The 22992-nt window shown below is 54.7% G+C and carries 23 protein-coding genes and 1 pseudogene; 13 read left to right on the forward strand and 11 right to left on the reverse strand.

Annotated features, from left to right (window positions below; genetic code table 11):
* Window positions 1-19: 19 nt before the first annotated feature.
* On the reverse strand, window positions 20-676 hold the full coding sequence (locus KW828_RS14055) for a hypothetical protein (RefSeq protein WP_218336927.1): 657 nt from the start codon (window positions 674-676) through the stop codon (window positions 20-22).
* Window positions 677-1094: 418 nt separating this feature from the next.
* Between KW828_RS14055 and KW828_RS14060 the strand changes: the two genes are divergently transcribed.
* Together KW828_RS14060 and KW828_RS21930 are read left to right on the forward strand one after the other, a co-directional pair.
* Window positions 1095-2006 carry an alpha/beta hydrolase gene (locus KW828_RS14060; protein ID WP_218336928.1) on the forward strand — a complete coding sequence of 304 codons (912 nt, stop codon included), beginning with the start codon at window positions 1095-1097 and terminating at the stop codon, window positions 2004-2006.
* A gap of 48 nt (window positions 2007-2054) precedes the next feature.
* Window positions 2055-2198: pseudogene (locus KW828_RS21930) on the forward strand (transcriptional regulator); the annotation flags it as partial.
* A gap of 2 nt (window positions 2199-2200) precedes the next feature.
* Here the strand turns inward: KW828_RS21930 and fabY are convergent.
* The 4 genes from fabY to yihX are packed head-to-tail and all read right to left on the reverse strand — an operon-like array spanning window position 2201 to window position 5086.
* The gene (gene fabY / locus KW828_RS14065) at window positions 2201-3142 is read right to left on the reverse strand and encodes a fatty acid biosynthesis protein FabY (RefSeq protein ID WP_218336929.1); all 942 of its coding nucleotides are present in this window, start codon (window positions 3140-3142) and stop codon (window positions 2201-2203) included.
* Between the two features lie 44 nt (window positions 3143-3186).
* Window positions 3187-3624, reverse strand: coding sequence for a D-aminoacyl-tRNA deacylase (dtd, locus tag KW828_RS14070; RefSeq protein WP_218336930.1), 438 nt, complete (start codon window positions 3622-3624; stop codon window positions 3187-3189).
* Complete coding sequence (locus KW828_RS14075; RefSeq protein WP_218336931.1) at window positions 3621-4493, reverse strand: virulence factor BrkB family protein; 873 nt, start codon at window positions 4491-4493, stop codon at window positions 3621-3623. Before KW828_RS14075 ends, dtd begins: the two co-directional genes overlap by 4 nt.
* On the reverse strand, window positions 4487-5086 hold the full coding sequence (gene yihX, locus KW828_RS14080; RefSeq protein WP_218336932.1) for a glucose-1-phosphatase: 600 nt from the start codon (window positions 5084-5086) through the stop codon (window positions 4487-4489). The genes KW828_RS14075 and yihX overlap by 7 nt, the downstream gene beginning before the upstream one ends.
* Before the next feature lie 201 nt (window positions 5087-5287).
* On the opposite strand from yihX, the gene KW828_RS14085 reads away from it, so the two are divergent.
* The gene (locus tag KW828_RS14085) at window positions 5288-6823 is read left to right on the forward strand and encodes a Fic family protein (protein ID WP_218336933.1); all 1536 of its coding nucleotides are present in this window, start codon (window positions 5288-5290) and stop codon (window positions 6821-6823) included.
* 3 nt (window positions 6824-6826) lie between these two features.
* Here the strand turns inward: KW828_RS14085 and KW828_RS14090 are convergent, their stop codons facing one another.
* Together KW828_RS14090 and KW828_RS14095 are read right to left on the reverse strand one after the other, a co-directional pair.
* Window positions 6827-7855 (reverse strand): LacI family DNA-binding transcriptional regulator, encoded by a 1029-nt coding sequence (locus KW828_RS14090; RefSeq protein ID WP_218336934.1) that lies wholly within the window; start codon window positions 7853-7855, stop codon window positions 6827-6829.
* Entirely contained in the window at window positions 7828-9555 is a 1728-nt protein-coding gene (locus KW828_RS14095; RefSeq protein WP_218336935.1) for a solute:sodium symporter family transporter, read from the reverse strand. Before KW828_RS14095 ends, KW828_RS14090 begins: the two co-directional genes overlap by 28 nt.
* A gap of 213 nt (window positions 9556-9768) precedes the next feature.
* Here KW828_RS14095 and araD point away from each other — a divergent pair, with 213 nt between their 5' ends.
* Genes araD through KW828_RS14130 form a run of 7 tightly spaced genes read left to right on the forward strand, consistent with a single transcriptional unit; the run spans window position 9769 to window position 16602 of the window.
* Entirely contained in the window at window positions 9769-11523 is a 1755-nt protein-coding gene (gene araD / locus KW828_RS14100) for an L-arabinonate dehydratase (RefSeq protein WP_256350182.1), read from the forward strand.
* A 9-nt stretch (window positions 11524-11532) separates the two neighbouring features.
* Window positions 11533-12324: an HpcH/HpaI aldolase/citrate lyase family protein gene (locus KW828_RS14105; RefSeq protein ID WP_218336936.1), complete on the forward strand. Its 792-nt coding sequence runs from the start codon at window positions 11533-11535 to the stop codon at window positions 12322-12324.
* Window positions 12324-13214 (forward strand): aldose 1-epimerase, encoded by an 891-nt coding sequence (locus tag KW828_RS14110; protein WP_218336937.1) that lies wholly within the window; start codon window positions 12324-12326, stop codon window positions 13212-13214. The genes KW828_RS14105 and KW828_RS14110 overlap by 1 nt, the downstream gene beginning before the upstream one ends.
* Window positions 13198-14061, forward strand: coding sequence for an SMP-30/gluconolactonase/LRE family protein (locus tag KW828_RS14115; protein ID WP_218336938.1), 864 nt, complete (start codon window positions 13198-13200; stop codon window positions 14059-14061). Before KW828_RS14110 ends, KW828_RS14115 begins: the two co-directional genes overlap by 17 nt.
* Window positions 14062-14064: 3 nt before the next feature.
* On the forward strand, window positions 14065-14934 hold the full coding sequence (locus KW828_RS14120) for an NAD(P)-dependent oxidoreductase (protein ID WP_218336939.1): 870 nt from the start codon (window positions 14065-14067) through the stop codon (window positions 14932-14934).
* Window positions 14935-14949: 15 nt separating this feature from the next.
* Window positions 14950-15708: an SDR family NAD(P)-dependent oxidoreductase gene (locus KW828_RS14125; RefSeq protein WP_256350183.1), complete on the forward strand. Its 759-nt coding sequence runs from the start codon at window positions 14950-14952 to the stop codon at window positions 15706-15708.
* A gap of 9 nt (window positions 15709-15717) precedes the next feature.
* Window positions 15718-16602 carry a sulfite exporter TauE/SafE family protein gene (locus tag KW828_RS14130; protein ID WP_218336941.1) on the forward strand — a complete coding sequence of 295 codons (885 nt, stop codon included), beginning with the start codon at window positions 15718-15720 and terminating at the stop codon, window positions 16600-16602.
* A gap of 327 nt (window positions 16603-16929) precedes the next feature.
* On the opposite strand, the gene KW828_RS14135 is transcribed toward KW828_RS14130, so the two are convergent.
* From KW828_RS14135 to KW828_RS14150, 4 genes are all read right to left on the reverse strand, one after another.
* Window positions 16930-17406, reverse strand: a complete 477-nt coding sequence (locus KW828_RS14135) for a DUF2778 domain-containing protein (RefSeq protein WP_218336942.1) — start codon at window positions 17404-17406, stop codon at window positions 16930-16932.
* Complete coding sequence (locus KW828_RS14140; protein WP_218336943.1) at window positions 17403-17885, reverse strand: Hcp family type VI secretion system effector; 483 nt, start codon at window positions 17883-17885, stop codon at window positions 17403-17405. The genes KW828_RS14135 and KW828_RS14140 overlap by 4 nt, the downstream gene beginning before the upstream one ends.
* A 157-nt stretch (window positions 17886-18042) precedes the next feature.
* Window positions 18043-18834: a DeoR/GlpR family DNA-binding transcription regulator gene (locus KW828_RS14145; protein ID WP_218336944.1), complete on the reverse strand. Its 792-nt coding sequence runs from the start codon at window positions 18832-18834 to the stop codon at window positions 18043-18045.
* Between the two features lie 36 nt (window positions 18835-18870).
* Window positions 18871-19767 (reverse strand): sugar kinase, encoded by an 897-nt coding sequence (locus KW828_RS14150; RefSeq protein WP_218336945.1) that lies wholly within the window; start codon window positions 19765-19767, stop codon window positions 18871-18873.
* A gap of 167 nt (window positions 19768-19934) precedes the next feature.
* On the opposite strand from KW828_RS14150, the gene yihU reads away from it, so the two are divergent.
* From yihU to yihS, 3 genes are read left to right on the forward strand one after another with little or no spacing between them, the layout of a single operon-like run.
* Window positions 19935-20831 carry a sulfolactaldehyde 3-reductase gene (gene yihU, locus KW828_RS14155; RefSeq protein WP_218336946.1) on the forward strand — a complete coding sequence of 299 codons (897 nt, stop codon included), beginning with the start codon at window positions 19935-19937 and terminating at the stop codon, window positions 20829-20831.
* Window positions 20832-20851: 20 nt separating this feature from the next.
* Window positions 20852-21727, forward strand: coding sequence for a sulfofructosephosphate aldolase (yihT, locus tag KW828_RS14160; protein ID WP_218336947.1), 876 nt, complete (start codon window positions 20852-20854; stop codon window positions 21725-21727).
* Between the two features lie 10 nt (window positions 21728-21737).
* A complete protein-coding gene (gene yihS / locus KW828_RS14165; protein WP_218336948.1) occupies window positions 21738-22979 on the forward strand; it encodes a sulfoquinovose isomerase in 1242 nt (413 codons plus the stop codon).
* The last annotated feature ends 13 nt before the right edge of the window (window positions 22980-22992 follow it).

The following is a 22992-nucleotide window of genomic DNA, read 5'->3' on the forward strand; positions in this document are numbered from 1 at the left end:
GGGTATCATAATGACTATTTTACTCATTCGTGCCGGTTGGGTTTTGCTCGTTCATCCACAGCTTAATGGTGTGCAAATGCACCATGACGGCATTATATTGCGTGTCGCTGTCGATTTTATGATTACCAAACGCGCTGAATTTTTCACCGGCAATAGGCTGTTGCAGCAGTGCCTTAAATGCGCTTTTATCTTCTTCAATATGATTATAGTCAGAAAGATATTGCAGATTAGTGGTAACCGATCTGATCTTATTGGTCGCATTAACTTCCGTCATGTTTGAACAGCCGAGAATGGTATCCAGATGCGCAAGTAATTCATTTTTCTTTATGGTTACCTGTTCTGGCGATTTCATATGATTAATAATTTCATCAGGTAGTCCAAGCTTACCCCCAGCACCCATCTGCGTAGCGATCTTTAAATCTTGAGCAGGGATCTGGTTGCCTTCACTGACAGACCGCCAGGAGGATTGTTTTTTACTTTCCAGTTCGACCATCATATTATTATATTTACTGGATTTTTGTAGATCATAAACATGATTTGAGTTATTAATACTTTTCAACTTTTTCGCGATTTGGGTTTGAACTTTATTAACATCAAAAGAATCCTTCATCGCTAATTCATATCTGGCATCGATATTTCTTAGCAAATGTGCTTTAACATAGGTCAGGGCGCCCATACTTTATCTCCATAATTATACCGAATAATACGCTATAATATTACAAAGCAGACAAGCTCCTATAAATTAACTTTTATATTAGCAACAATCAAAAACGGCCATGAATCGAAAAGATTAATTGGCTACATCCTGATTTTTGGCGCGATTCATCATGCAGCGCTCGTTTCAGATAAATTAATGAGCGCAACCCGGTCCATTGGCACACCGGGTTGTGGATACTCAGAGCCTAATGACCAGGCTTTTACTCTTCCTCGTTGCCGCCCTCTTTATCGTCACCAAAGCATTCGAATTGCAACTGGACGCGGGATTTTGTGAGGCGCTTTCAGAAAGCGTAATCCCCTGAGAACCTGGCGTTTACAACGGTTATCCACCCCGCTATAAGACTGTTTATACATACAGTTAATGGAGAGGGTAAAGTATGGTGCTCGAAAAAGGCATTGCGGGGTTAGTTGACGCCTTTATCGCTGATGGACGTCCATCTTCACGGGACCAACATATTGATGACCGGCGTGCAGGATATGTTGCCAGCACAGCGCTGGCGGGCGAAACCGAAACGCGCGTTAGGGTAGAAGATATTGAGCTTGACGCTATGACGTTTCGCGTCGTTTCGCCCTTAAATGCCGTCGGTTCGCTACCTTGTGTAATTTATTATCATGGAGGATGTTTTGTCAGCGGCGGATTTACCACCCACGATAACCAGTTACGCCAGCTGGCTTACTTTAGTCAATGCCGTGTCATTGCTATGCAGTATCGGCTGGCGCCTGAGCATATTTTCCCGGCGGCGCATGACGACGCGGAAAAAGGAGCAAACCTTGTCTGGCACTACGCCGGGCGCTTAGGCATTGATAAGCATAAAATTACCCTCGCGGGTGACAGTGCAGGAGGCCACCTTGCACTGGTAACGGCGTTACGCCTGAAAGCCGCGCAGCAATGGCAACCCGCTCAGTTGATGTTGATCTACCCTATGCTTGATGCGACCGCGCATTATGAAAGCTATACGCGAAATGGCCAGGATTACGTCATTACCCGAGACACACTGTTGAGCGGTTATGAAATGTATCTGCTCCATACCGATCGCATGCATCCGGAAGCCAGTCCCCTGTGGCGGGATGATTTCCAGGGCCTGCCACCGGTACACATTATTACCGCTGAATTCGATCCTTTATGTGACGAAGGGGAAGCCTTGTACCAGCGTATGACAAAGCAAGGAGTGTCCTGTACTGCACAACGCTACCTCGGCGTGAACCATGGATTCTTCCAGCTCGGTGGAATAAGCCAGGCTGCGCAAAATGCGATGCGCGACGTGGCCTGGCGTGTCGGTCGCCTCTAAAAAATATGGAAAAAGCGCACCTGAGTGTAGTGCGCTGAGTGCACCAGGCTGAAAGCAGCAGATTTAGCGAACAAACCCGGTTCAAAATCGAGCGTCAGCAATATTTTGGACGAGCGCAGAGCGCTTACGGCGCGGCATATCACCGCCCCTGCAGAACGTTTCACACGGCCTGCAAGGGCGTCATCGGCTTAGCCCTACTCTTCCTCGTTACCGCCCTCTTCCAGCGGCCCGAAAGGTTTGGCGGGCAGGACGATATAGATGCCTTCAAAAATCGCCCCCGCTTTATCGTCGCCGAAGAGTTCGACCTGCAACTGGACGCGGGATTTACGGCCACGGGCCAGACGATCCAGATCGCCGCTGAGGGAGCCTAAATCCGCGACGGCGCTCGGGCGGCCGCTGATTGGCTGGCTGTAGCGAATATGCGCATCCGCCAGAATAATGGTGCCGCCCAGATGACGCTCGCGCAGCATCAGCCAGATTAAGCCCCAGCCGGTGAGCGTGGCCAGCGAGAACAGACTGCCGGCAAATAGCGTGTTGTGCGGATTCTGATTGCCCGTCTCGGGCATGGTGGTGATAAATTTTTGCCCGGTGTACTGCTGAATACGCACGCCCATTTTTTCGCTGAGCGGAATATGCTCATACCAGGCCTGCTGTAACTGACCGCACCAGTCGCCGCGATGCAGAATGTCATCGAGCGAGGCGACGGGTTTTACCATCAAAAAATGGCGTAACGGGGTGGTCTGCGGCGCGGTGATCTCGCCCTCGTTCACAAAGCCGAGCTTGGCGAAAAACTCCACCGCGTCTTCCCGGGCGCTACAGGTGACGCGCTTTACGCCTTCCTGACGGGCTACGGATTCCAGCGTCATCGCCATCAACGTGCCAAGGCCTTTGTCCTGCACGCTGGGATGTACCGCCATAAAGCGGATCGAGGCTTCATTATCGGCATTGATGTAGAGCCGTCCGACGGCCACCAGCTTGCCGTCCTCGTCCATAACCATCTGATGATGCGCCATCGCATCCCAGGCATCGCGCTCGGAGCCGCGCGGCTGATGCAGCGGCTTACGCAACATTTCCCAGCGAAAGGCGTAATAACGTTCTAATTCTTCTTCTGTCTGCGGTACGCGTAGGTGATACATAGCGGTATTCTCTCTTGTTGACCGGGGCAACACCGCACGCTGGCTCATACCTGGAGCCAGAACGTCACGGGGCCGTCATTCACCAGCGAAACCTGCATATCGGCAGCGAATCGTCCGGTTTGCGTCACCATATCGAGGCTGCGGCAACGCGACACGAAATAGTCATACAGTGCTTCGGCACGCTCAGGTTCAGCGCCTTTTGAGAACCCCGGACGCATGCCACGGCTGGTATCGGCCGCCAGGGTGAACTGCGACACCACCAGCACGCTGCCACCCGCCTGTTTCACGTTGAGGTTCATTTTGCCGTCAGCATCGCTAAAAATACGATAGCCCAACACCCGTTCGCACAGGCGGTCGGCTTTCTGCTCGTCGTCATCTTTTTCGACCCCTAATAACACCAAAAGGCCTGGGCCGATTTCGCCCGTCACTTCATCCTCCACGCTGACGCTGGCGCGGGTAACTCGTTGAATCAATGCGATCATGGTTGGTCTGCGTGCTCTTCTTGTGCGGCTTCTTTGAGTCTGCGGTATTCCCCGAGAGTGACAGTTATTTCCGCGCCAAGCAAGACGATACACCACGTCCAGTAGACCCAGAGGAACAAAATCGGCACCACAGCCAGCACGCCGTAAATCAGCTGATAAGAGGGGAACATGGTGATGTAGAGGGCGAACGCTTTTTTGCCCAGTTCAAATAACAGGGCGGCCACCAGCGCGCCAACCACCGCATCGCGGTTCGGTACCCGCGTGGTCGGCACGATGCTGTACAGCAGCCAGAACGACAGCCAGGACAAGATCAGCGGGAAAATCCGTAGTACATCGTCAATCACGCTATCGAGATCGCTGACCCAGCGCAGAGAGAGCAAATAGGAGCTGATCGCCAGGCTCGCGCCCGCCAGCAGCGGCCCCAGCGTCAGGATCATCCAGTACACCGCAAAGGAGTAAATTTTCGGGCGTATTCGCTTGCTGCGCCAGATGACATTAAGTGCGCTATCAATGGCATACATCAATAACAATGAGGTGACGATCAGCCCGCACGCGCCTACCGCCGTCATTTTGCTGGAGTTCGCGACAAACTGTTCGATGTAACGCTGGATCACATCCCCCGTGGCGGGCATGAAATTCGCAAACACAAAGTGCCGTAGCTGGATGCTGACGTCGGTAAACATGGGAAACGCGGCGAAAAGCGCGAAAATCACCGCCACCAGCGGCACCAGCGACAGCAGCGACACATAGGCGAGGTTCCCCGCCAGCGTCGTCATATTGTCTTCATCAATACGCTGCCAGAGCAATTTGAGCCAGGCGACCACCGGTCGGCTGTGATGCCTGGCTTTATGATGAACGGTTTTTAACATAACTGCTTCGCAAAATAGGTCGGGATAGTGTCTTTGCCTGTCACCAGAATAGAGGTGATCCCCAGCTGATTCGCACCCTCTATATTATCGGCGTTATCGTCAAAAAAGACCGTATCGGCAGCACTGAATCCTTCAGCCTGTAGCACCGCCTGATAAATTCGCGCTTCCGGTTTACGCATCCCCATATCCTGGGAGAGATAAATTTGATCGGCGGCAGCGTGAATTTCCGGGTATTCATCCGGCCAGAAGGTGGTGTGCAGGCGGTTAGTATTGGACAGCACGACCACCCGGTGCCCCTGATCGCGCAATTTATGCATGATGTCGATCACCTCCGGGCGCAGGGCAACGAATACCGCCTGCCAGCCGTGGGAAAACTGCTCGTAGCTGAGCGGCAGATCCAGTTCATGGCACAGCGCCTCGGCAAAGGCTTCGTCGGTGATCTCCCCGCGCTCATGCTGATGGAAGGCCTCACCCATCGTAAAGCTCTGCTTTAGTGTCGCCAGCGGCACACGGCTGAAATCGCTCCATGTACCCAGTACCCGATTGAAGTCAATATCAACAATCACGTTACCTAAATCAAAGATATAGAGCATTTCCCTCTCCTTATCAGCCGTGGAAGGATAACTGTAGCGGGAAATGAAGAGAGTGAACAGTCGGCGGTGTAAGGGCTGTATGCGGAAGTAGCGTATGACTCACAAAACGGGCAGACAGTCAGGTTTCACCTGTATATTCTCTCTTAAGCTCTTCACTTTTACGCTATTCATCGCGATCACACTCTTTTATGGGACCATAGAATGGAAACGAAACTCCCTATAAATATCAAAGATCTACTTTCGAAGCGAACGGTAGAAAGCGAACGCATCGAATATAAAAGTGGATGGAATCCGGAATCTGTACTGCACAGCATTTGCGCTTTTGCTAATGATTTTCATAACCTCGGCGGTGGCTACATTGTTATTGGCATCGAAGAGCAACACGGCCAGCCCATCCTGCCACCCGCTGGATTAAAATCGGATCAAATAGACAGGCTCCAGAAAGAACTGCTCAACCTGGGCCACGCTGCCATCGTTCCGGCTTACCACCCTTTAAGTGCTGTCTATCGTTATATGGATAAAGACATTCTGGTGCTGTGGGTACCGGGAGGAGAATCACGGCCTTATAAATCGAAAACCACCTTATCCGATAAAAAAAATGAATGGGCGTGGTATATCCGAAAACATACCAGTACAAAAAAAGCGACCACGGATGAAGAACATGAATTAATGGGGCTAGCTGCGTCGGTTCCTTTTGACGATCGTTATCGTTTAGCAGCCTCTATGCAGGATTTATCGCCCCGACTGATTCAGGAATATTTAACGTCCATTGGCAGCGAGCTCGCTGCCGGGCACGAAGCATTGAGCCTTGATGACATTAGTCGCAGAATGAATATTGCTGGCGGGCCTGTTGAGTCGCTATGCCCTAAAAACGTTGGACTGTTGTTTTTTAATGAGCATCCGGCGCGCTTTTTCCCTGCCACGCAAATAGATGTTGTTTATTTTCCTGATGGCCCGGCAGGTGATCGTTTTGAGGAAAAAATCTTCTCCGGTCCGCTGGATAAAATTACGCGAGACGCATTAAGTTACATAAATCGAAATTACATCAAAGAGATAGTCGTTAAACACGCCGATAAACCCGAGGCCGAGCGTTTCTGGAATTTCCCACTAGCGGCAATTGAAGAAGCGGTAGTCAATGCGGTCTATCATCGCTCATATGAAATACGTGAACCTGTTGAGATCCGCATCACAGCCGAAGAGTTGATGGTATTAAGTTTCCCCGGCCCCGATCGATCAATTCGCTTGCCTGAACTGCAACAAGGGCGGGCCGTTAGCCGCCGCTACCGGAATCGTCGCATTGGTGAATTTTTGAAAGAGCTGGATCTGACGGAAGGGCGTTCAACAGGCGTTCCGAAAATATTACGAGCAATGAACAAAAACGGTTCACCACCTCCTGTCTTTGATACTGATGAAGAGCGCACTTTTTTCCTGACGCGTTTGAGTGTGCACCCCAATGCACTGACCCCGGAAGTTACCCCGGAAGTCACCCCGGAAGTTACCCCGGAAGTTACCCCGGAAGTCACCCCGGAAGAGAGAGTATGTCGAGCACTGGAAGGAGAAATGACGCGAGCACAGTTGCAGCAGGCATTGGGTCTTAAAGATACAGAATATTTCCGGACGAAATTTCTCCTGCCTGCTTTAAACGCCGGTCTGGTGGCTATGACCATCCCCGACAAACCCCGCAGCAGCAAGCAACGCTACACCCTGACAGTCGCTGGAAAAAAACGGATTAGTTAACGCTCAAAACGGCAGTCGCGTACTGTCGCGTGGCACGATCTCAAATCCGGCGTCGACGATGTCGCCCTTCCAGCTGCGGTCGGCGCTCATACGCAGCATCATTTCCGCGGTGCGGGCGGCAATAACGCTGGCGTTGAGATTCACGCTGGAGAGCGTGACCGGCGACAGCCATGCGCTGGAGGGGAAATCCCCGTAGCCCAGAATGCTCAGCTTTTCGGGTACGGCGATGCCACGGCTGTGCGCTTCCATCAGCAGTGCAGTGGCAATGGAATCGCTGGTACAAAAAATGCCGTCCAGCCCGCGCGCTTTGACCAGCGTCGGGACGAGGATTTCCCGGCTGGCCTGCCAGATATTTTCCGCACGGGGAATATCTACCAGCAGCGCGGTTTTACCCTGCTCTTTCAGCGCGCGACTAAAACCGGCGAAACGAATACGCGCCCGAATATCGTCATCAAAGCGGGTGGTAAAATACGCCAGCTCCTGGCAGCCAGCATCGAGCAGAAAACGTGCCGCCGCATAGCCAATTTCCGTGTGATTATTGCCGACCCGCGCCGGGAAAGCGCCGCCATCCACCTGCCACATCTGCACCACCGGCACACCGCTGTTACGCAGCATTTTCAGCGTCGAAGGCTTATGGTCTGCCCCGGCAATGGCAATCACTGCGGGTGACCATTGCAGAATCGAACGGATCTGTTCTTCTTCTTTATCGAGGCTGTGATCGTGGGAGGCGATGGACAACTGAAACCCCTGCACGCTCACCGTGGATTCAATGCGCTGCACCACATGGCTAAAAAAACTGTTCGCCAGCGACGGCAGCACCATTGCCATATTGCTGCTCTGCCCGCCGGTAAACTGGCTGGCGATTTTGTTATGCACGTAACCCAGGCTGTCGATAGCCGACTGGATTTTTTTGCCGGTTTTTTCCGACACGCGATCGGGCTGGCGGATATAAAGCGAAACCGTGGAGGGCGAGACGCCAGCCTTCGCGGCGACATCATCAAGTTTTACGATTTGGCGTGATCTCTGGCGCATTCCACTCCCGTTTTATTATTCCGTGTTAACAGCCACATCAGCAGCAACGCCCCGGCCCAGACGGCGGCAAGCCACCAGCCGAAACTCGCTGGTATCCCCGTTTTCGCGGCAAGGCCGAGGGGGGATAACGTCATAAATATACTGATTAAAACGGCCATCATCATAACACTTGAGGGGATGGCGTAACGCCATTTTTCCATCGGTATTCTGGCGGGTGCCACCGCTAGCTCAACCCAGCCTGCAGGCCGCAGATACCCCATCAGCAGCAGTATCGTCAGTTCAATGATGAACAGTAGCCCCATCACGTGGATATAGTGCAGAGGAATGAGTTTTTGCACGCCGCTGAAGGTATAGATCGCATAAACAACAATATGAAAAACAAGCACTATTTTCGCCGCCCGCGCCGGGACGTTGCGCGTTAAAAATCCCGCTAACACCAGGGTGATGATTGGGATGTTATAAAAGCCGGTAAAGCGGCGCATCAAATCAAAGATGCCGTTCGGCGTATGCAGCAATAACGGGGCCATCACAATGGATACCAGCGAAAACACCAGCGAAGCGATTTTCCCCACCCGCACCAGTTTTGCTTCATCCTGACAGCCAGTGAGCGGGCCATAGAGATCGATAACAAACAGCGTGGCGCTGGCGTTGATAATCGAATTGAAATGGCTGATCACCGTGCCGAAAATGGCGGCGGTAAACATGCCCGTCAGCCACCACGGCAACAGCGCTTTTACCAGCGCCGGATACGCATAATCCGCATTGCTGAACACCGGGCCAAACAGGTTGAAAGCAATCAGTCCCGGCAGCACCATCACCAGCGGCACCAGCAGTTTGATACTGCCCGCCAGCAGCACGCCCTTCTGACTTTCCGCGAGGGACGACGCCCCTAACGTGCGTTGAATGATCATCTGATTGGTGCACCAATAGAACATATTGGCGCACAGCATCCCGGTAAATACCGTGCTGAACGGCACGGATGCAGTTTCACTGCCGATGGCGTTCAGTTGCTCCGGGTGACTCAGCAGGCGCGTTGCCCCGCTGATAAAGGCACCGTCGCCCAGGGCGAACAGCCCCAACACGGGGATCAGCAATGCGGCGATCAGTAAAATCACGCCGCTGATGGTGTCGGAGATTGCCACCGCTTTCAACCCGCCCAGGGTAGCATACAGGCCACCAATCGCCCCCATCGCCAGTGCTGGCAGCGCGATGGCGCTCCAGGCGGATAGATTAAAAAAAGCCTGCAAATCAAAGATTTCATTCATGGTGATCGCGCCAAGATAGAGGCTGCACGGGTTCGCCATCACCGCATAGCCCACCAGCAGCATAATGCTCACCATCCGCCGGGTCGTCCGATCAAAGCGCGTTTCCAGAAATTGCGGCAGCGTGGTCAGTCCGCGACGCAAAAAGCGCGGCAGAAAAAACAACGCCATAATGATGGTCGCCACTGCGGCGGTGCTTTCCCAGGCCATGCCGCTAATATCAAAGCGATATGCATTGCCGTTCAGCCCCACAAGTTGTTCCGCCGAGAGGTTGGACAGCAGCAGCGATCCGGCAATGAAATAGCCTGATAATCCCCGCCCGGCGAGAAAAAACCCCTCCACGCCCGCTTCTGAAATACCTTTGGTTTTACGATATGAATATAGCGCTACGAAAATTAAGAAAAGTAAAAACGACGCGACAGAAAATAGCATCTGCATAACACCACCCTCCCTGATCATGCTGTGCCATTACTATTCCACAGCCTTTCCCCGACAAATAACGACAATAGGCGGAAAATTTGAGCTGGCCTGTCAAAAACCATACTCACGGTGAGGTAATTGCGGGGGCTATCACAAAACAGCGCTAAGCCATCTTGAATATCGTAGCGCTACGATATTACCGTATAAAGAAACCAATACCGGAGTACTTACATGATGTTCAACACAGATCGCTTACCACGCCGTGAGATCGGTGAACTCCGCAGCCAGCGCTGGTACGCCCCCGATACCATCCGGGCGTTTGCCCACCGCCAGCGCACACAACAAATGGGATTTGGCCGGGACGAGTTTCTTGGCAAACCGGTCATCGGCATTATCAATACCTGGAGCGACATGAGCGCCTGCCATGCGCATTTGCGCGAGCGGGCTGAAGCCGTGAAGCGTGGCGTCTGGGCGGCGGGCGGTTTTCCGGTCGAGCTGCCCGCGCTGTCGATGGGTGAAGTGATGGTCAAGCCCACCACCATGCTGTACCGCAATTTTCTGGCGATGGAAACGGAAGAGCTGCTGCGCCAGCATCCGATAGACGGCGTGGTGCTGCTCGGCGGCTGTGATAAATCCACACCCGGACTGCTGATGGGCGCGCTGTCGATGGATCTGCCGCTGATCTTCTGCCCCGCAGGGCCGATGACCACCGGCAAATGGCGCGGCCAGAATACCGGCGCGGGGACGCATACCAAGAAATACTGGGATCAACTGCGCCTCGGCGCCATTACGCCGCACGACTGGGTGGAGCTGGAAGGGGCGATGACGCGCTCCATCGGCACCTGCAACACCATGGGCACCGCGTCGACCATGACCTCTATAGCCGACGCCATGGGTTTTACGCTGCCGGGAGCCAGCTCCATTCCGGCAGCAGACAGCCGTCATCCGCAAATGGCGGCGCAGTGCGGCCAGGCTATAGTCGATATGGTGTGGTACGACCATAAACCGTCCCGCTGGCTGACCAAAAATAATTTTCTGAACGGCATCGTCGCGTATATGGCGCTGGGCGGCTCCACCAATGCGGCGATCCACCTCATTGCCATGGCGAACCGCGCCGCTATTCCGCTGACGCTCGCTGATATGGAAGCCATTGCCCGCCAGGTACCGGTGCTCGCTAACCTGTTCCCGTCGGGAAAATACCTGATGGACGATTTTTTCTTTGCGGGCGGTCTGCTGGCACAACTGAGAAAGCTCGCCGCTTTCTTGCATCCGCAGGCGCGGGGCGTGACCAACCAGCCGGTCAGCGCCTGGCTCGAACAGGCGCACTGCTACGACGATGACGTGATCCGCGATCTTACCAACCCGGTGATACCGCTGTCGCAGGGCTGCGCGCTGACCGTGCTGCACGGCAATTTATGCCCGAATGGCGCGGTAATGAAATCCTCCGCCGCCAGCCCGCAGCTGCGCAAGCATACCGGCCCGGCACTGGTGTTCGACAGCCATCAGGCGCTGTCAGATCAGATCGACGACCCCGATCTGGCGGTCACCAAAGATACGGTGATTATCCTGCGCAATGCCGGGCCGGTGGGCGCGCCGGGAATGCCCGAATGGGGCAATCTGCCGATCCCCAAAAAGCTGCTGCGCGAGGGCGTAACCGACATGATGCGTATTTCCGACGCGCGGATGTCCGGCACCCATTACGGCACCTGCATTCTGCACGTTGCGCCGGAAGCCGCGGTCGGCGGGCCGCTGGCGCTGGTGCGTACCGGGGATCGGGTAGCGCTCGATATTGAGGCGGGCACGCTCAATATGCTGGTGGACGACGACGAGCTCGCCCGCCGCCGCGCCGAACTTATCCCGCAGCACACTGTTTTTGCACGCTCCTGGGCGGCGCTCTACCAACAGCACGTCACCCAGGCGAATGAAGGCTGCGATTTCGATTTTCTGCAATCCGGCGGCGATGTCGCTGAACCGCCCATTTTTTAAGGAACCCTGATGAACCCTTTTAAACACGCCGTGCTTTCAGGCCAGCGCCTGCTCGGCACCTGGATGATGACCAGCAGCGATACCGTCGCCGAAGCGATGGCAACGGTCGGATTCGATTTTCTGGTGCTGGATCAGGAACATGTCGCCGTGGATACGCTGGATGCTATCCGCATTGACCGGGCAATCCGCAGCATCAGCGCCACCACCACGCCGCTCTACCGCCTCGCGGGTAACGATGTGGTGTTGATCAAACGCGCACTCGATGGCGGCGCGACGTCGCTGATGATCCCTTTTATCAACACGCCGGAAGAGGCGCAAAAAGCCGTGGAATCCGCGTATTACCCGCCGTATGGCAAACGCGGATTCGCCGCCATGCACCGCGCTTCCGGCTGGGGCGGCAATGCGCAGTTCGTGCAGGAGGCGCGGGACGAACTGTGTCTGATCCTGCAACTGGAAACGCCGGAAGCCATCGCCAGTATCGACGCCATTAATGAGGTGGACGGCATTACCGGCTTCTTTATCGGACCGGGCGATTTGTCATCGGCGATGGGGCACCCCGGTAATCCGTCGCACCCGGAGGTGCAGGCGATGATTAAACGCGGGCTGGAGGCGTGCCAGCGCCTCGGCAAACCCTGCGGTATCGTCGGCGGCAATCCGGACCTGGTGAATAAGTATCAGCAGATGGGCTTTAACTTTGTGGCACTGGCCTCGGACATGAGTTTTATGCTGGCGCGCGCAAAAGAGCAGCTGGCGGCCATTCGCGGGGAAAATCTCACCCTGCGCGGCGGCGAGGTGTACTGATGACCCGGCTTATCGAATGTAAATACGGCGATATGCATATCGCCGTCGCGCCAGCGCTGGGCGGTGCGCTTGCCTGGCTACGCTGGCGCGGGCAAGAGATCTTGCGCCCTCTCGATCCTCATGGCGTACAGCGCGCCAACATGTGTGGCAGTTATCCGCTCATCCCCTGGTCTAATCGCATCGCCGACGGGCGCTTCGTCTTTGATGACCAGCCTTTTCAGGTAACGCGCAACGTGCCGGATAACCCGCACGCGCTGCACGGCATCGGCTGGCAGCAGGCCTGGGAGGTGGTAAGCGCGAGTGAAACGCAGATTGATCTTGCGCTCACCTGCCCGGCCTCTGCGTGCTGGCCGTGGCCATGGCGGGCCAGCCAACGTTTTGCGCTGACCGAAAATGGCCTCACCGTGACGCTGACGTATCACAATCTCGTGGATCACGCCGTGCCCGCCGGACTGGGCTTTCACCCGTTTTTTGCCGATGCCGCCCGCAGCGAAGTCATGTTTCGCGCCGCCCACGTCTGGCTGAACGATGACACCAGCCTGCCGGCTGAGGACGTCGCCGTGCCGCCCGTATGGGACTACACCCATTTTAAAACGCCACTCCCCGGCTCGGTAGATAACTGCTTTACCGGCTGGAGCGGCGAGGCAACCGTGCGCTGGCCGCAGCGCGACATCCGCGCCACCTTGCACAGCAATACGCCGAATCTGGTGTTTTTTATCCCCGGCGACGGGCGCAATGTGGCGGCTATCGAACCCGTCAGCCATATCAACGACGCCATTAACCGCTTCCCGGCAGGCAGCAGCGACCAGGCGATGGATCGCATCACGCCCGGCGGCACGCTGACACTCAGCATGACGATAAGGATGTCTGAAGATGGACGTACTTTTTGACTATCACGGCGAGCTGCCGGAGTGCCCGACTTGGGATGCCGACAGCCAGACGCTGTATTGGACCGATATTCTGCGCCAGGAAATTCATCACTATCAGCCGCAAAGCGGTACACACGGCGTGATGCACTTTACCGAAGAAGTGGGCTGCTTCGCCCTGCGCGAGCGTGGCGGGTTGATTGTGGCGCTGCGTTCCGCCATCTGGCTGACCGAAGGCGAAGGCAGGCTGACGCAAAAAGTCTGCGATAACCCGAACAACCCACAACTGGCACGCTTTAACGACGGTGGCACTGACCGGCAAGGGCGCTTTTATGCGGGCACCTATTGGGGGCCGCGCGATTACAACGGCGCGTTGCTCTGCCGGGTGGACGCTGAGCTGCAAACCACAGTGTTGCAGTGCGACATCCTCGGCGCGAACGGGCTGGCGTTTTCCCCGGACGGGAAATGGATGTACACCAGCGACACACCGAACCATGTTATTTACCGCACGCCGCTGGACGCGCAGGGTGATCCAGGCCAGCGCGAGGTGTGGAAAACCTTCCCACGCGGCCACGGCAGGCCGGACGGTGCAGCCGTAGATATGGAAGGCTGCTACTGGAGTGCACTGTTTGACGGCTGGCGCATCGCGCGCTTTTCACCCCAGGGGGACGTGCTGGAAGAGCACACCCTACCCGTGCGTTGCCCGACGATGGTCTGTTTCGGCGGCCCGAATATGAAAACCTTATTTATTACGACTACCCGCGAAAATATATCTGACGAGGAAATAAAAGCCCATCCGCTTTCTGGCGCAATATTTACTCTCCCGATTTCTGTCCCCGGAATGACGAAATTAAAATTTAAAGAGAACTGAAAAATGAAAACAATTGGTTTTATCGGGCTTGGCCTGATGGGCGATGCTATGTCCAAAAACATTGTCGCTAAATTTAACGGCACGGTGCTGGTCTTTGATATTAATCAGGATGCGGTTAACCGACTGGTATTAAGTGGCGCACAACAGGCAGATTCGGTGATAGATATTGCCCGCCGTGCGGACGTAATTATCAGTATGGTTCCGCGATCGGAGCATGTGCGTGATGTTTATCAGCAGATGCTGCCGTATTTACACCAGGGGCAAATCACCATTGATATGTCCACCATCGACCCTGGAGTGTCGATTGATATTTCAAAAAAAGTGAAAAAAACCGGTGCAATAATGCTGGACGCCCCGGTGGTGAAATCCGTTCCCGCCGCGCAAAAGGGTGAACTGGGGATTTATATTGGCGGTGACAAAGCGACGTGGGAACAGGTTTCTCCGATCCTGGCGATGATGGGCAATAACCAGATCCACATGGGCGAGAATGGACGCGGACTGGTAATGAAGATGGTGCACAACCTGCTGGTGGCGGGCATTCAGAACAGCGTTAATGAGATGCTGACCGTGGCGGAACACTACGACATCAACAAAGTGGATTTTCATAAAGCGATCTCTTTTGGTGGGGCCACTAACTGGTATCTCGACAGCAAAATTAACAGCCTGATGGCCGAAGACTACCGTGCCGCGTTTTCGCTTCAGAATATGGCGAAAGACGTCACCATTATGAAAGCCATGCTGATTGAATCTGGCTTGTATTTACCCGGCGTCAACGTTGTAAAAAATGTCTATGACCAGGGAATGGAAGAGGGCCTCGGCGGGGAAGATTTTTCCGCCACGCTGAAAGTCGTTAAAAAAAGTGCCAGCAAATAATGGGGAGTCATGAAGATGAAAGACGTAATTTATAAAAGCCTGAAAGAAAAAGTGGTCGTTATTACCGGCGGAGCCAGCGGTATTGGTGAGGAATATGTGCGCGCCTTTGTGGATCAGGGTGCGCAGGTGGCCTTTCTCGATTTTGACGCCAACGCCGGGGAAAAACTGGCGGCGGAACTCGGCTGCTATTTTTTATTTTGCGACGTGACAAATATTTCACAGCTTAAAACGTGCTTCGAAAACATTATCGGCAAATTAGGCGACGTCGATATTTTAATTAATAACGCGGGCAGTGACGATCACCACACTATTGATGATTTAACCGAAGACTATTTCAACAACCGTATTAATGTGAATTTGCGCCATCATCTGTTCGCCATTCAAGCGGTGATTCCCGGCATGGCGCGCAAAGGCAGCGGCAGCATTATCAATATGGGCTCGATCAACTGGATGCGCGGGCGTCCGGGACGAGTGTGCTATTCCCTGTCGAAAGCGGCTATTCACGGTTTTACCCGTACGCTGGCGCAGGAGCTGGGGCCGCGCGGCATCCGGGTGAACAGCCTGGTGCCGGGGGCGATCCGCACCGCGAAGCAGGACGCGATGTGGGCGAAACTCGATCCAGCGGCGGTGAATCAGTTTGTCGAATTACAGGCGCTGAAATTCCGTCTCGACGGCACGCACTGTGCGCGGCTGGCGCTGTTTCTGGCGTCCGACGAATCCTGCGGCTGCACCGGGCAGGACTTTATTGTCGATGCGGGATTGTCGCTGAACTAAGGGGCAGATATGGACTTCTTTACCTTACTCACCCCTGATGGCGTGACGCTGGAAACCAGCGCGATCCTGATCGTGGTCGCGGTGATGTTTCTTTACACCTTCGTCGGCATTTGCGCGGGCTTTGGCGGCGGGCTGACCGCCATGCCGCTGATCACGATGGTGCTGCCGTTAAAAATGGCCGCGCCGATGTCGGTGATGGTCGGCACAGCAACGGCGCTTTACGCCACCTGGCTGTCGCGCAAGGAAACCGACTGGAAATCCGCGCTGGTGCTGATTGCGTTTTCGCTGGCGGGCATTCCGGTGGGGCTGTATGCCCTGTCGTACCTGCCCGACCACATTATGAAAATTGGCCTCGGCGGTTTTATTATTCTCTATTCGTTCTACAGCCTGTTTATTCCGCGCCTGCCGGTGTACGACAAGCGCTGGATCGCAGCACCTATGGGTGCGGTTGCCGGGGCGCTGGGCGCGGCATTTTCCACCAACGGGCCGCCGGTGGTGATGTACGGCATGCTGCGTAATCTGGCTCCCGCCGCTTTTCGCGGTACGCTGAACGCCTTTTTTACGGCGAACAATATCGCCATTATCGGCGGGCTGGCCACCAGCGGTATTCTGACCATTTCCACCGTCAAGCTGGTGATGTTTTGTATCCCGACTATGATCCTCGGCTCGCTGGTCGGGCAGTACGTTCATAAGCGGATTTCGGTGAAGGTGTTCCGCATCATGGTGTTTTTACTGCTGATTGCGTCAGGCGCGATGCTGATAAAAGGCGCGCTGGGTATATCGGCGCTGACCACCCTGCTCCCGGCGTTTGGGATGCTGGCGCTGTTGCACCTGGCGTTTGGCAAGAAAGTTGCGGCGATCCGCGCGGCGGATGAAGCACAAAAAGTGCAATAATCAACAAGCGCACCGAAGAGTGTAATTGAACAAGGATATTCCAAAACTCGATAAACACCCTTATGGGTAATATCTATAAGGGTGTTTAGTTTTAGCGCTTCTTAATTAATGCTGTCAAATATACTAAGATTGCGACTATCAATAGTGATGATACACATAAAAATAGAAAGTAATATTTGTCCCACGTATCACCAGGTATAACGTCCGTATACATTCTAATGAGGCTGTACACTTTAACCTCTGGCATCAACGCATATATCAGTACTAACACCACTGTAAACAGCAATGCTTCTCCAATCCATAGTAGTGCGTAGTGTATTGGCTTCATTAGTACACCTGTATTGTACCAAACGCTGTTAATGAGGCTGTTACCTGGATTGTGGGTGTACTGAGTAAAAGATTACGTAACAACATAAAATCGGATAAGCTAAGTAGTGTAATACAACCTTCACTAATCCCTTTATATCCTGCCGGATGTAGCCTAAAGTGCCCTCTCTCCACCTGACCAATAAATGTTAGATCATCAATCTGTGAATCTTGTCTGTATAGGGCAAACCATAGTGATCTATCCGAACCAGAAGCAAACGACGCAAAAGTATCCCTTAACGCCGTAAGTAAGCCACCAGTCCCGCGCGTAACTATATAATACACTCCTGGAGGTAGCGGGCCGATTGATGGGATGGCTATATCATTAGCATTGTTACGTGATGATCCTGTACCAGAATAGGCAGGAAAAAAACCAATGCCAGGGCAACTGAGATTACTCAACTGATTGCCATTCAAATAGAAAGTGCACCGAATCATCGATCATTCCAGCTATCTGAGTAAATAATATTACCATCACAATGTTTCCATGTGATTTTCTCATACCGTAATGAAACGCTTTCTAAGTGATTATGTTTTTCAGTTGCTGGATTTTTACAATCATGCATCAATGGGCAAATAGAGATTACTTTAACGTTTTCGAGTAACATATTAAAGTATTCTTCCTCTTGCCCGCCATGGTTGATTTTATACCATTTAATCTCCACTTTTTTTAGCGTTTGCCCTTGCGCTACCGCTTTATAAATGTATGGGCTTGACGAATCAAATTCTTTTTGAAAAGTTAATGGAGCATGTAATCGCGTCCCAGTGATCTTACCGGTACTGTTATCAGTGGGTAAATGTAATCCATGACTGAAACCGAAGACTTCGATACTTCCTTCACGGTCTTTAACATCAACTGCACCCTTAATATCAGCACCGCCATCGTCCTGCATCCATAAATATGCCGGAATTGCCATTTTAAACATCCTTTTCACTGTTGTTCATTTAAATGGCATTATAAAAGGAGCCTGTGTATTACAAATTGATAAATTCCGAAAATAATCAGGCTTTATAATTAAAAAAATATAAAGCCTTTACGAATAATTATCATAAAGCGCACCTTTGGTGCGCCTGCTACATCTCATCGTCCGGCGAGGCCAGAATCAATTCAATCTGCTTATTCTTCAGTAGACTGTGTAGCGCCTGAGGCGGGGTTTTATCGGTGAACAGTGCGGTCGCCTGGGTGACGTTGCCGATCTCCACGGCGGCGGAGGCGGTGAATTTGGTGTGATCCACCGCCACCAGGATTTGCCGGGCGTGGGTCATCATGGCGCGGGCGACGCTGGCTTCATTGACGTCAAACTCCAGCAAGGTGCCGTCATTTTCAATCGCGCCGAGACTGGTGATCAGGTAATCCGCCCGAAACCCTTCCACAAACGACACCGCGTGTGGGCCGATGATACCGCTGTTGTGCGGTCGCAGCGTGCCGCCAGGCACCATCACTTCAAAACGGGTATTTTTGTAGAGAATATGTGCCACCCGCAGGCTGTTGGTGATGATGCGCAGGTGATTGTGATTCAGCAGCGCCCGCGCAATATGTTCCACCGTGGTGCCAATGGTAATGAAAATGGTCGACCCGTCGGGGATGTAATCGGCGATGGCTTCGGCGATGGCTTTTTTCTCGGCGGTCAGCGAGATTTCCCGCTCCTCAAACGCCGTGTTGACCACGCTCGACGCGCGGCCAGCGCCGCCGTGATGGCGGGTGATCAGTCCCTGCTCGCTAAGTTTGCGAATATCACGCCGTACCGTCTGCGTAGAGACATCCAGCAACTGCGCCAGTTCATCAATGTTCATGTAACCGCGTTCTGCGATCAACGCCAGCAGTTGATCGTGGCGCGGATTGCCGGTCAGCTCGGTGGCACTCATGCGTTTCCCTCGTAACCTCATCGTTAATGGGTCATTTTATACATAAAGTGACAAAAAAGACCGGACTTGATCACAATCAGGAATGCCGTCCCGTCCACCGGGGCGGGTGCATTTGAGCGCTGCTACGCCGCTGGCGAAACGAACGGCATCGTTAATGGGCTGCTGTTGCGCAAGGCTGAACGCCAGCGCGCCGTGAAAGACGTCTCCCGCGCCGGTGGTATCGACGACGTTCACGCGAAAACCCGGCTGATGTCTGAAGTCGGCTCCGTCGAACCAGTAACAGCCCTGCGCGCCGCAGGTGACGTAGACCTGTCCATTTGTGAGCGCTTTCGCATAATACAAACCCTCAAGCGGATCTTCATGTCCGGAGAAACGGCGCAGCCCCGGCGCAGAAAACGCGGCGTGATCGCACAGCGCCACTAAATCACCAATCCCCTGCGGCGTCACGTCTGCGTCCAGCACCGTCATCACTCCGGCTTTTTTCGCCAGCGTAAAAGCGCGTTTCGCCCCGTCATGCCAGCGCACATCCGCCAGCACCACGTCCCACTGTGAAAAATCCAGCGCGTCCAGCCAGTCGGCGTCGGGCGGCAGATCCGGGCCAGGATAGTTAATAATGATCCGCTCGCCCTGCGCATCCACCAGCACGGCAGACTGCGAGGAACTGGCGTTTTTGACGCGCCGACAAAAGCGGGTATTTACCCCCAGGGACTCCAGTTCCGCGAGAAGCTTGTCGCCAGTAGCGTCATCGCCGGTGCGGCCAATAAAGTCCACCTGCGCCCCCAGTTTTGCCGCCGCCACTGCCGCCGTAGCTGCCGGACCGCCACCCACTTCCCGATAGTGATGTGCCACATATTTGCCTCCCTCCGTGGGCAGCGCTTCAACATTGTAGATCCGGTCCATAACGGTTATGCCGACGCAAACAATACGCACCATGGTCATTCCTTAAACGAGTAACGATGCCGCCATTTTAATTTTCTGAATTGTTAAAAGAGTGACGGCTGTCAATTTTTTGACCATAAATTACAAATACGATCAAAAACAGACACAAAAGAGCACGATGAACGACATAATCTGACAACCAGTAACGACAGGAGAGTGAAATGGCCAGCATTGCGTTTATTGGATTAGGGCAGATGGGCGCGCCGATGGCGACAAACCTGCTGAAGAAAGGACATCACGTCTGGGCGTTTGATGTGGATCCGGCGTCAATGGAGAGCGTGATCCGCGAAGGCGCGGTAGGGTGCAGCTCTCCGGCACAGGCGGCGGAGTTTGCCGAGTTCGTCATCACTATGCTGCCAAACGGCGATCTGGTGCGTCAGGTGCTGTTCGGCGACGGCGGCATCTGCGAAACCCTCTCCACCCGCGCGCTGGTGATCGACATGTCCACCATTCATCCGTTACAGACCGATGCCCTGATCCGCGATATGCAGGCAAAAGGTTTTCAGATGATGGATGCCCCGGTGGGACGCACTTCCGATCACGCGGTGGCCGGTACATTGCTGTTACTGGCCGGCGGCACGGCTGCGCAGGTAGAGCGCGCCAGCCCAGTACTGCTGGCGATGGGCAGTGAGCTTATCAACGCGGGCGGGCCGGGGATGGGCATCCGCGTGAAGCTTATCAACAACTACATGAGCATCGCCCTGAACGCCCTCTCCGCTGAAGCCGCAGTGCTGTGCGAAGCGCTGGGCCTGTCGTTTGACGTGGCGCTCCAGGTGATGAGCGGCACCCCGGCGGGCAAAGGGCATTTCACTACGTCATGGCCGAACAAGGTGCTGAAAGGCGATCTTTCCCCGGCCTTTATGATCGACCTCGCCCATAAGGATCTGGGGATCGCCCTCGACGTGGCCACTCAGTTGCATGTGCCAATGCCGCTCGGCGCGGCGTCGCGTGAAGTCTATAACCAGGCGCGTGCCGCCGGACGCGGTCGTCAGGACTGGACCGCCATCTTAGAGCAGGCCCGCATCAGCGCTGGCCTCACTCCTCTCGTATCCCAGTAATGCTGTAAAAGGACTGAAGTATGACGACTTACACGCTTAAAGACATTACCCGACCCTCCGGCGGCTTTGCGATGCTGGCCGTTGACCAACGCGAAGCGATGCGCCTGATGTTCGCGGCAGCCGGTGCGCCACAGCCGGTAGCCGATGGAGTGCTGACGGATTTCAAAGTTAATGCCGCCAGAACCTTATCCCCCTTTGCATCGGCGATCCTCGTCGATCAGCAGTTCTGTTACCGCCAGGTGGTGGAGCAGCAGGCGATCGCGCCATCCTGCGGGATGATCGTCGCCGCCGATGCGTTTATTCCCGGCAACGGTATTCCGGTGGACAGCGTAATCATCGATAAGACGGTCGATCCGCAGGCGGTGAAACGCGACGGCGCAAAAGCGCTGAAACTGCTGGTGCTGTGGCGCCGTGATGAAGACGCCGATCAGCGTCTGGCAATGGTGCGGGAATTTAATCAGCTGTGCCATGCCAACGGCCTGCTCAGCATCATTGAACCGGTGGTACGCCCGCCGCGCCGTGGCGATAAATTCGATCGCGAGCAGGCGATTATTGATGCGGCGAAAGAACTGGGCGACAGCGGCGCCGATCTCTACAAAGTGGAAATGCCGCTGTGCGGCAAAGGCGATACGCCGACGCTGCTCGCCGCGTCCCAACGGCTGAACGATCACATCGCCATGCCGTGGGTGATCCTCTCGTCCGGCGTCGATGAAAAACTCTTCCCCCGCGCCGTGCGGGTGGCGATGAGCGCGGGCGCGTCCGGTTTTCTGGCGGGTCGCGCGGTGTGGTCGTCGGTGGTCGGGCTGCCGGACACTGCACTGATGCTGCGGGATGTCGCCGCGCCTAAGCTGCAACGCTTAGGGGACATTGTTGACGAGATGATGGCGGCGCGCTGAGGAGAGACACATGAAATGGTTTAACACGCTAAGCCACAACCGCTGGCTGGAACAGGAAACGGACCGCATTTTCGACTTCGGCAAAAAAGCCGTGGTGCCGACCGGTTTCGGCTGGCTGGGCAATACCGGTCAGGTCAAAACGGATGTGGGCACCCACCTGTGGATCACCGCCCGCATGCTGCATGTGTACGCCGTGGCCGCCGGAATGGGCCGCCCCGGTGCCTATGAACTGGTGGATCACGGCATTAACGCGCTGAACGGCGCGCTGCGCGATAAGCAGTACGGCGGCTGGTACGCCTGCGTCAATGACGAAGGGGTGATGGATGCCTCCAAGCAGGGTTATCAGCATTTCTTTGTGCTGCTGGGCGCGGCGAGCGCGGTGACCACCGGACATCCTGGCGCGCGGGCGTTACTGGATGATGCCATTGCGGTGATCGAGCGCTATTTCTGGAGCGAAACGGAGCAAATGTGCCTCGAGTCCTGGGATGAAGCCTTCAGCCAGACCGAAGCGTACCGTGGCGGCAACGCCAATATGCACGCGGTGGAAGCCTTTCTGATTGTTTATGACGTTACCCAGGATCGCAAATGGCTCAACCGGGCGCTGCGCATCGCCTCGGTGATTATTCATGACGTCGCCAGAAAGAGTGAGTACCGCGTCAACGAGCATTTCGACACCCAGTGGAACCCGATCCGCGATTACAACAAAGACAATCCCGCCCACCGCTTCCGCGCCTATGGCGGCACGCCCGGCCACTGGATCGAATGGGGTCGTCTGATGCTGCATCTGCGCGCCGCGCTGGAAGCCCGCGGTGAGACGCCACCCGACTGGTTACTGGAAGACGCGAAAGGCCTGTTCCACGCCACGATCCGCGACGCCTGGGCACCGGATGGCGCAGATGGTTTTGTCTATTCCGTCGGCTGGGACGGCAAGCCGATTGTGCGCGAGCGCGTGCGCTGGCCGATCGTCGAAGCGATGGGCACCGCTTACGCCCTGTGGAGCGTCACGGGCGACGCGCAGTACGAAGCCTGGTATCAGAAATGGTGGGATTACTGCATGAAATATCTCATCGACTACGAAAACGGTTCGTGGTGGCAGGAGCTGGATACGGATAACAAGGTCACCACCAAAGTGTGGGACGGCAAGCAGGACATTTATCACCTGCTGCATTGTCTGGTGATCCCTCGCCTGCCGCTGGCTCCCGGCCTCGCTCCTGCGGTCGCCGCCGGGCTGCTGGATTGCAACGCTAAATAAACAATAAAACCGA

The organism is Enterobacter sp. ENT03 (genome assembly GCF_019218745.1).
Classification (GTDB): domain Bacteria; phylum Pseudomonadota; class Gammaproteobacteria; order Enterobacterales; family Enterobacteriaceae; genus Enterobacter_D.

Bases quoted from the DNA above. Each gene is read 5' to 3' on its own strand.
- KW828_RS14055 (WP_218336927.1), bottom strand. From the start codon at position 676: ATGGGCGCCCTGACCTATGTTAAAGCACATTTGCTAAGAAATATCGAT.
- KW828_RS14060 (WP_218336928.1), top strand. From the start codon at position 1,095: ATGGTGCTCGAAAAAGGCATTGCGGGGTTAGTTGACGCCTTTATCGCT.
- fabY (WP_218336929.1), bottom strand. From the start codon at position 3,142: ATGTATCACCTACGCGTACCGCAGACAGAAGAAGAATTAGAACGTTAT.
- dtd (WP_218336930.1), bottom strand. From the start codon at position 3,624: ATGATCGCATTGATTCAACGAGTTACCCGCGCCAGCGTCAGCGTGGAG.
- KW828_RS14075 (WP_218336931.1), bottom strand. From the start codon at position 4,493: ATGTTAAAAACCGTTCATCATAAAGCCAGGCATCACAGCCGACCGGTG.
- yihX (WP_218336932.1), bottom strand. From the start codon at position 5,086: ATGCTCTATATCTTTGATTTAGGTAACGTGATTGTTGATATTGACTTC.
- KW828_RS14085 (WP_218336933.1), top strand. From the start codon at position 5,288: ATGGAAACGAAACTCCCTATAAATATCAAAGATCTACTTTCGAAGCGA.
- KW828_RS14090 (WP_218336934.1), bottom strand. From the start codon at position 7,855: ATGCGCCAGAGATCACGCCAAATCGTAAAACTTGATGATGTCGCCGCG.
- KW828_RS14095 (WP_218336935.1), bottom strand. From the start codon at position 9,555: ATGCAGATGCTATTTTCTGTCGCGTCGTTTTTACTTTTCTTAATTTTC.
- araD (WP_256350182.1), top strand. From the start codon at position 9,769: ATGATGTTCAACACAGATCGCTTACCACGCCGTGAGATCGGTGAACTC.
- KW828_RS14105 (WP_218336936.1), top strand. From the start codon at position 11,533: ATGAACCCTTTTAAACACGCCGTGCTTTCAGGCCAGCGCCTGCTCGGC.
- KW828_RS14110 (WP_218336937.1), top strand. From the start codon at position 12,324: ATGACCCGGCTTATCGAATGTAAATACGGCGATATGCATATCGCCGTC.
- KW828_RS14115 (WP_218336938.1), top strand. From the start codon at position 13,198: ATGGACGTACTTTTTGACTATCACGGCGAGCTGCCGGAGTGCCCGACT.
- KW828_RS14120 (WP_218336939.1), top strand. From the start codon at position 14,065: ATGAAAACAATTGGTTTTATCGGGCTTGGCCTGATGGGCGATGCTATG.
- KW828_RS14125 (WP_256350183.1), top strand. From the start codon at position 14,950: ATGAAAGACGTAATTTATAAAAGCCTGAAAGAAAAAGTGGTCGTTATT.
- KW828_RS14130 (WP_218336941.1), top strand. From the start codon at position 15,718: ATGGACTTCTTTACCTTACTCACCCCTGATGGCGTGACGCTGGAAACC.
- KW828_RS14135 (WP_218336942.1), bottom strand. From the start codon at position 17,406: ATGATTCGGTGCACTTTCTATTTGAATGGCAATCAGTTGAGTAATCTC.
- KW828_RS14140 (WP_218336943.1), bottom strand. From the start codon at position 17,885: ATGGCAATTCCGGCATATTTATGGATGCAGGACGATGGCGGTGCTGAT.
- KW828_RS14145 (WP_218336944.1), bottom strand. From the start codon at position 18,834: ATGAGTGCCACCGAGCTGACCGGCAATCCGCGCCACGATCAACTGCTG.
- KW828_RS14150 (WP_218336945.1), bottom strand. From the start codon at position 19,767: ATGGTGCGTATTGTTTGCGTCGGCATAACCGTTATGGACCGGATCTAC.
- yihU (WP_218336946.1), top strand. From the start codon at position 19,935: ATGGCCAGCATTGCGTTTATTGGATTAGGGCAGATGGGCGCGCCGATG.
- yihT (WP_218336947.1), top strand. From the start codon at position 20,852: ATGACGACTTACACGCTTAAAGACATTACCCGACCCTCCGGCGGCTTT.
- yihS (WP_218336948.1), top strand. From the start codon at position 21,738: ATGAAATGGTTTAACACGCTAAGCCACAACCGCTGGCTGGAACAGGAA.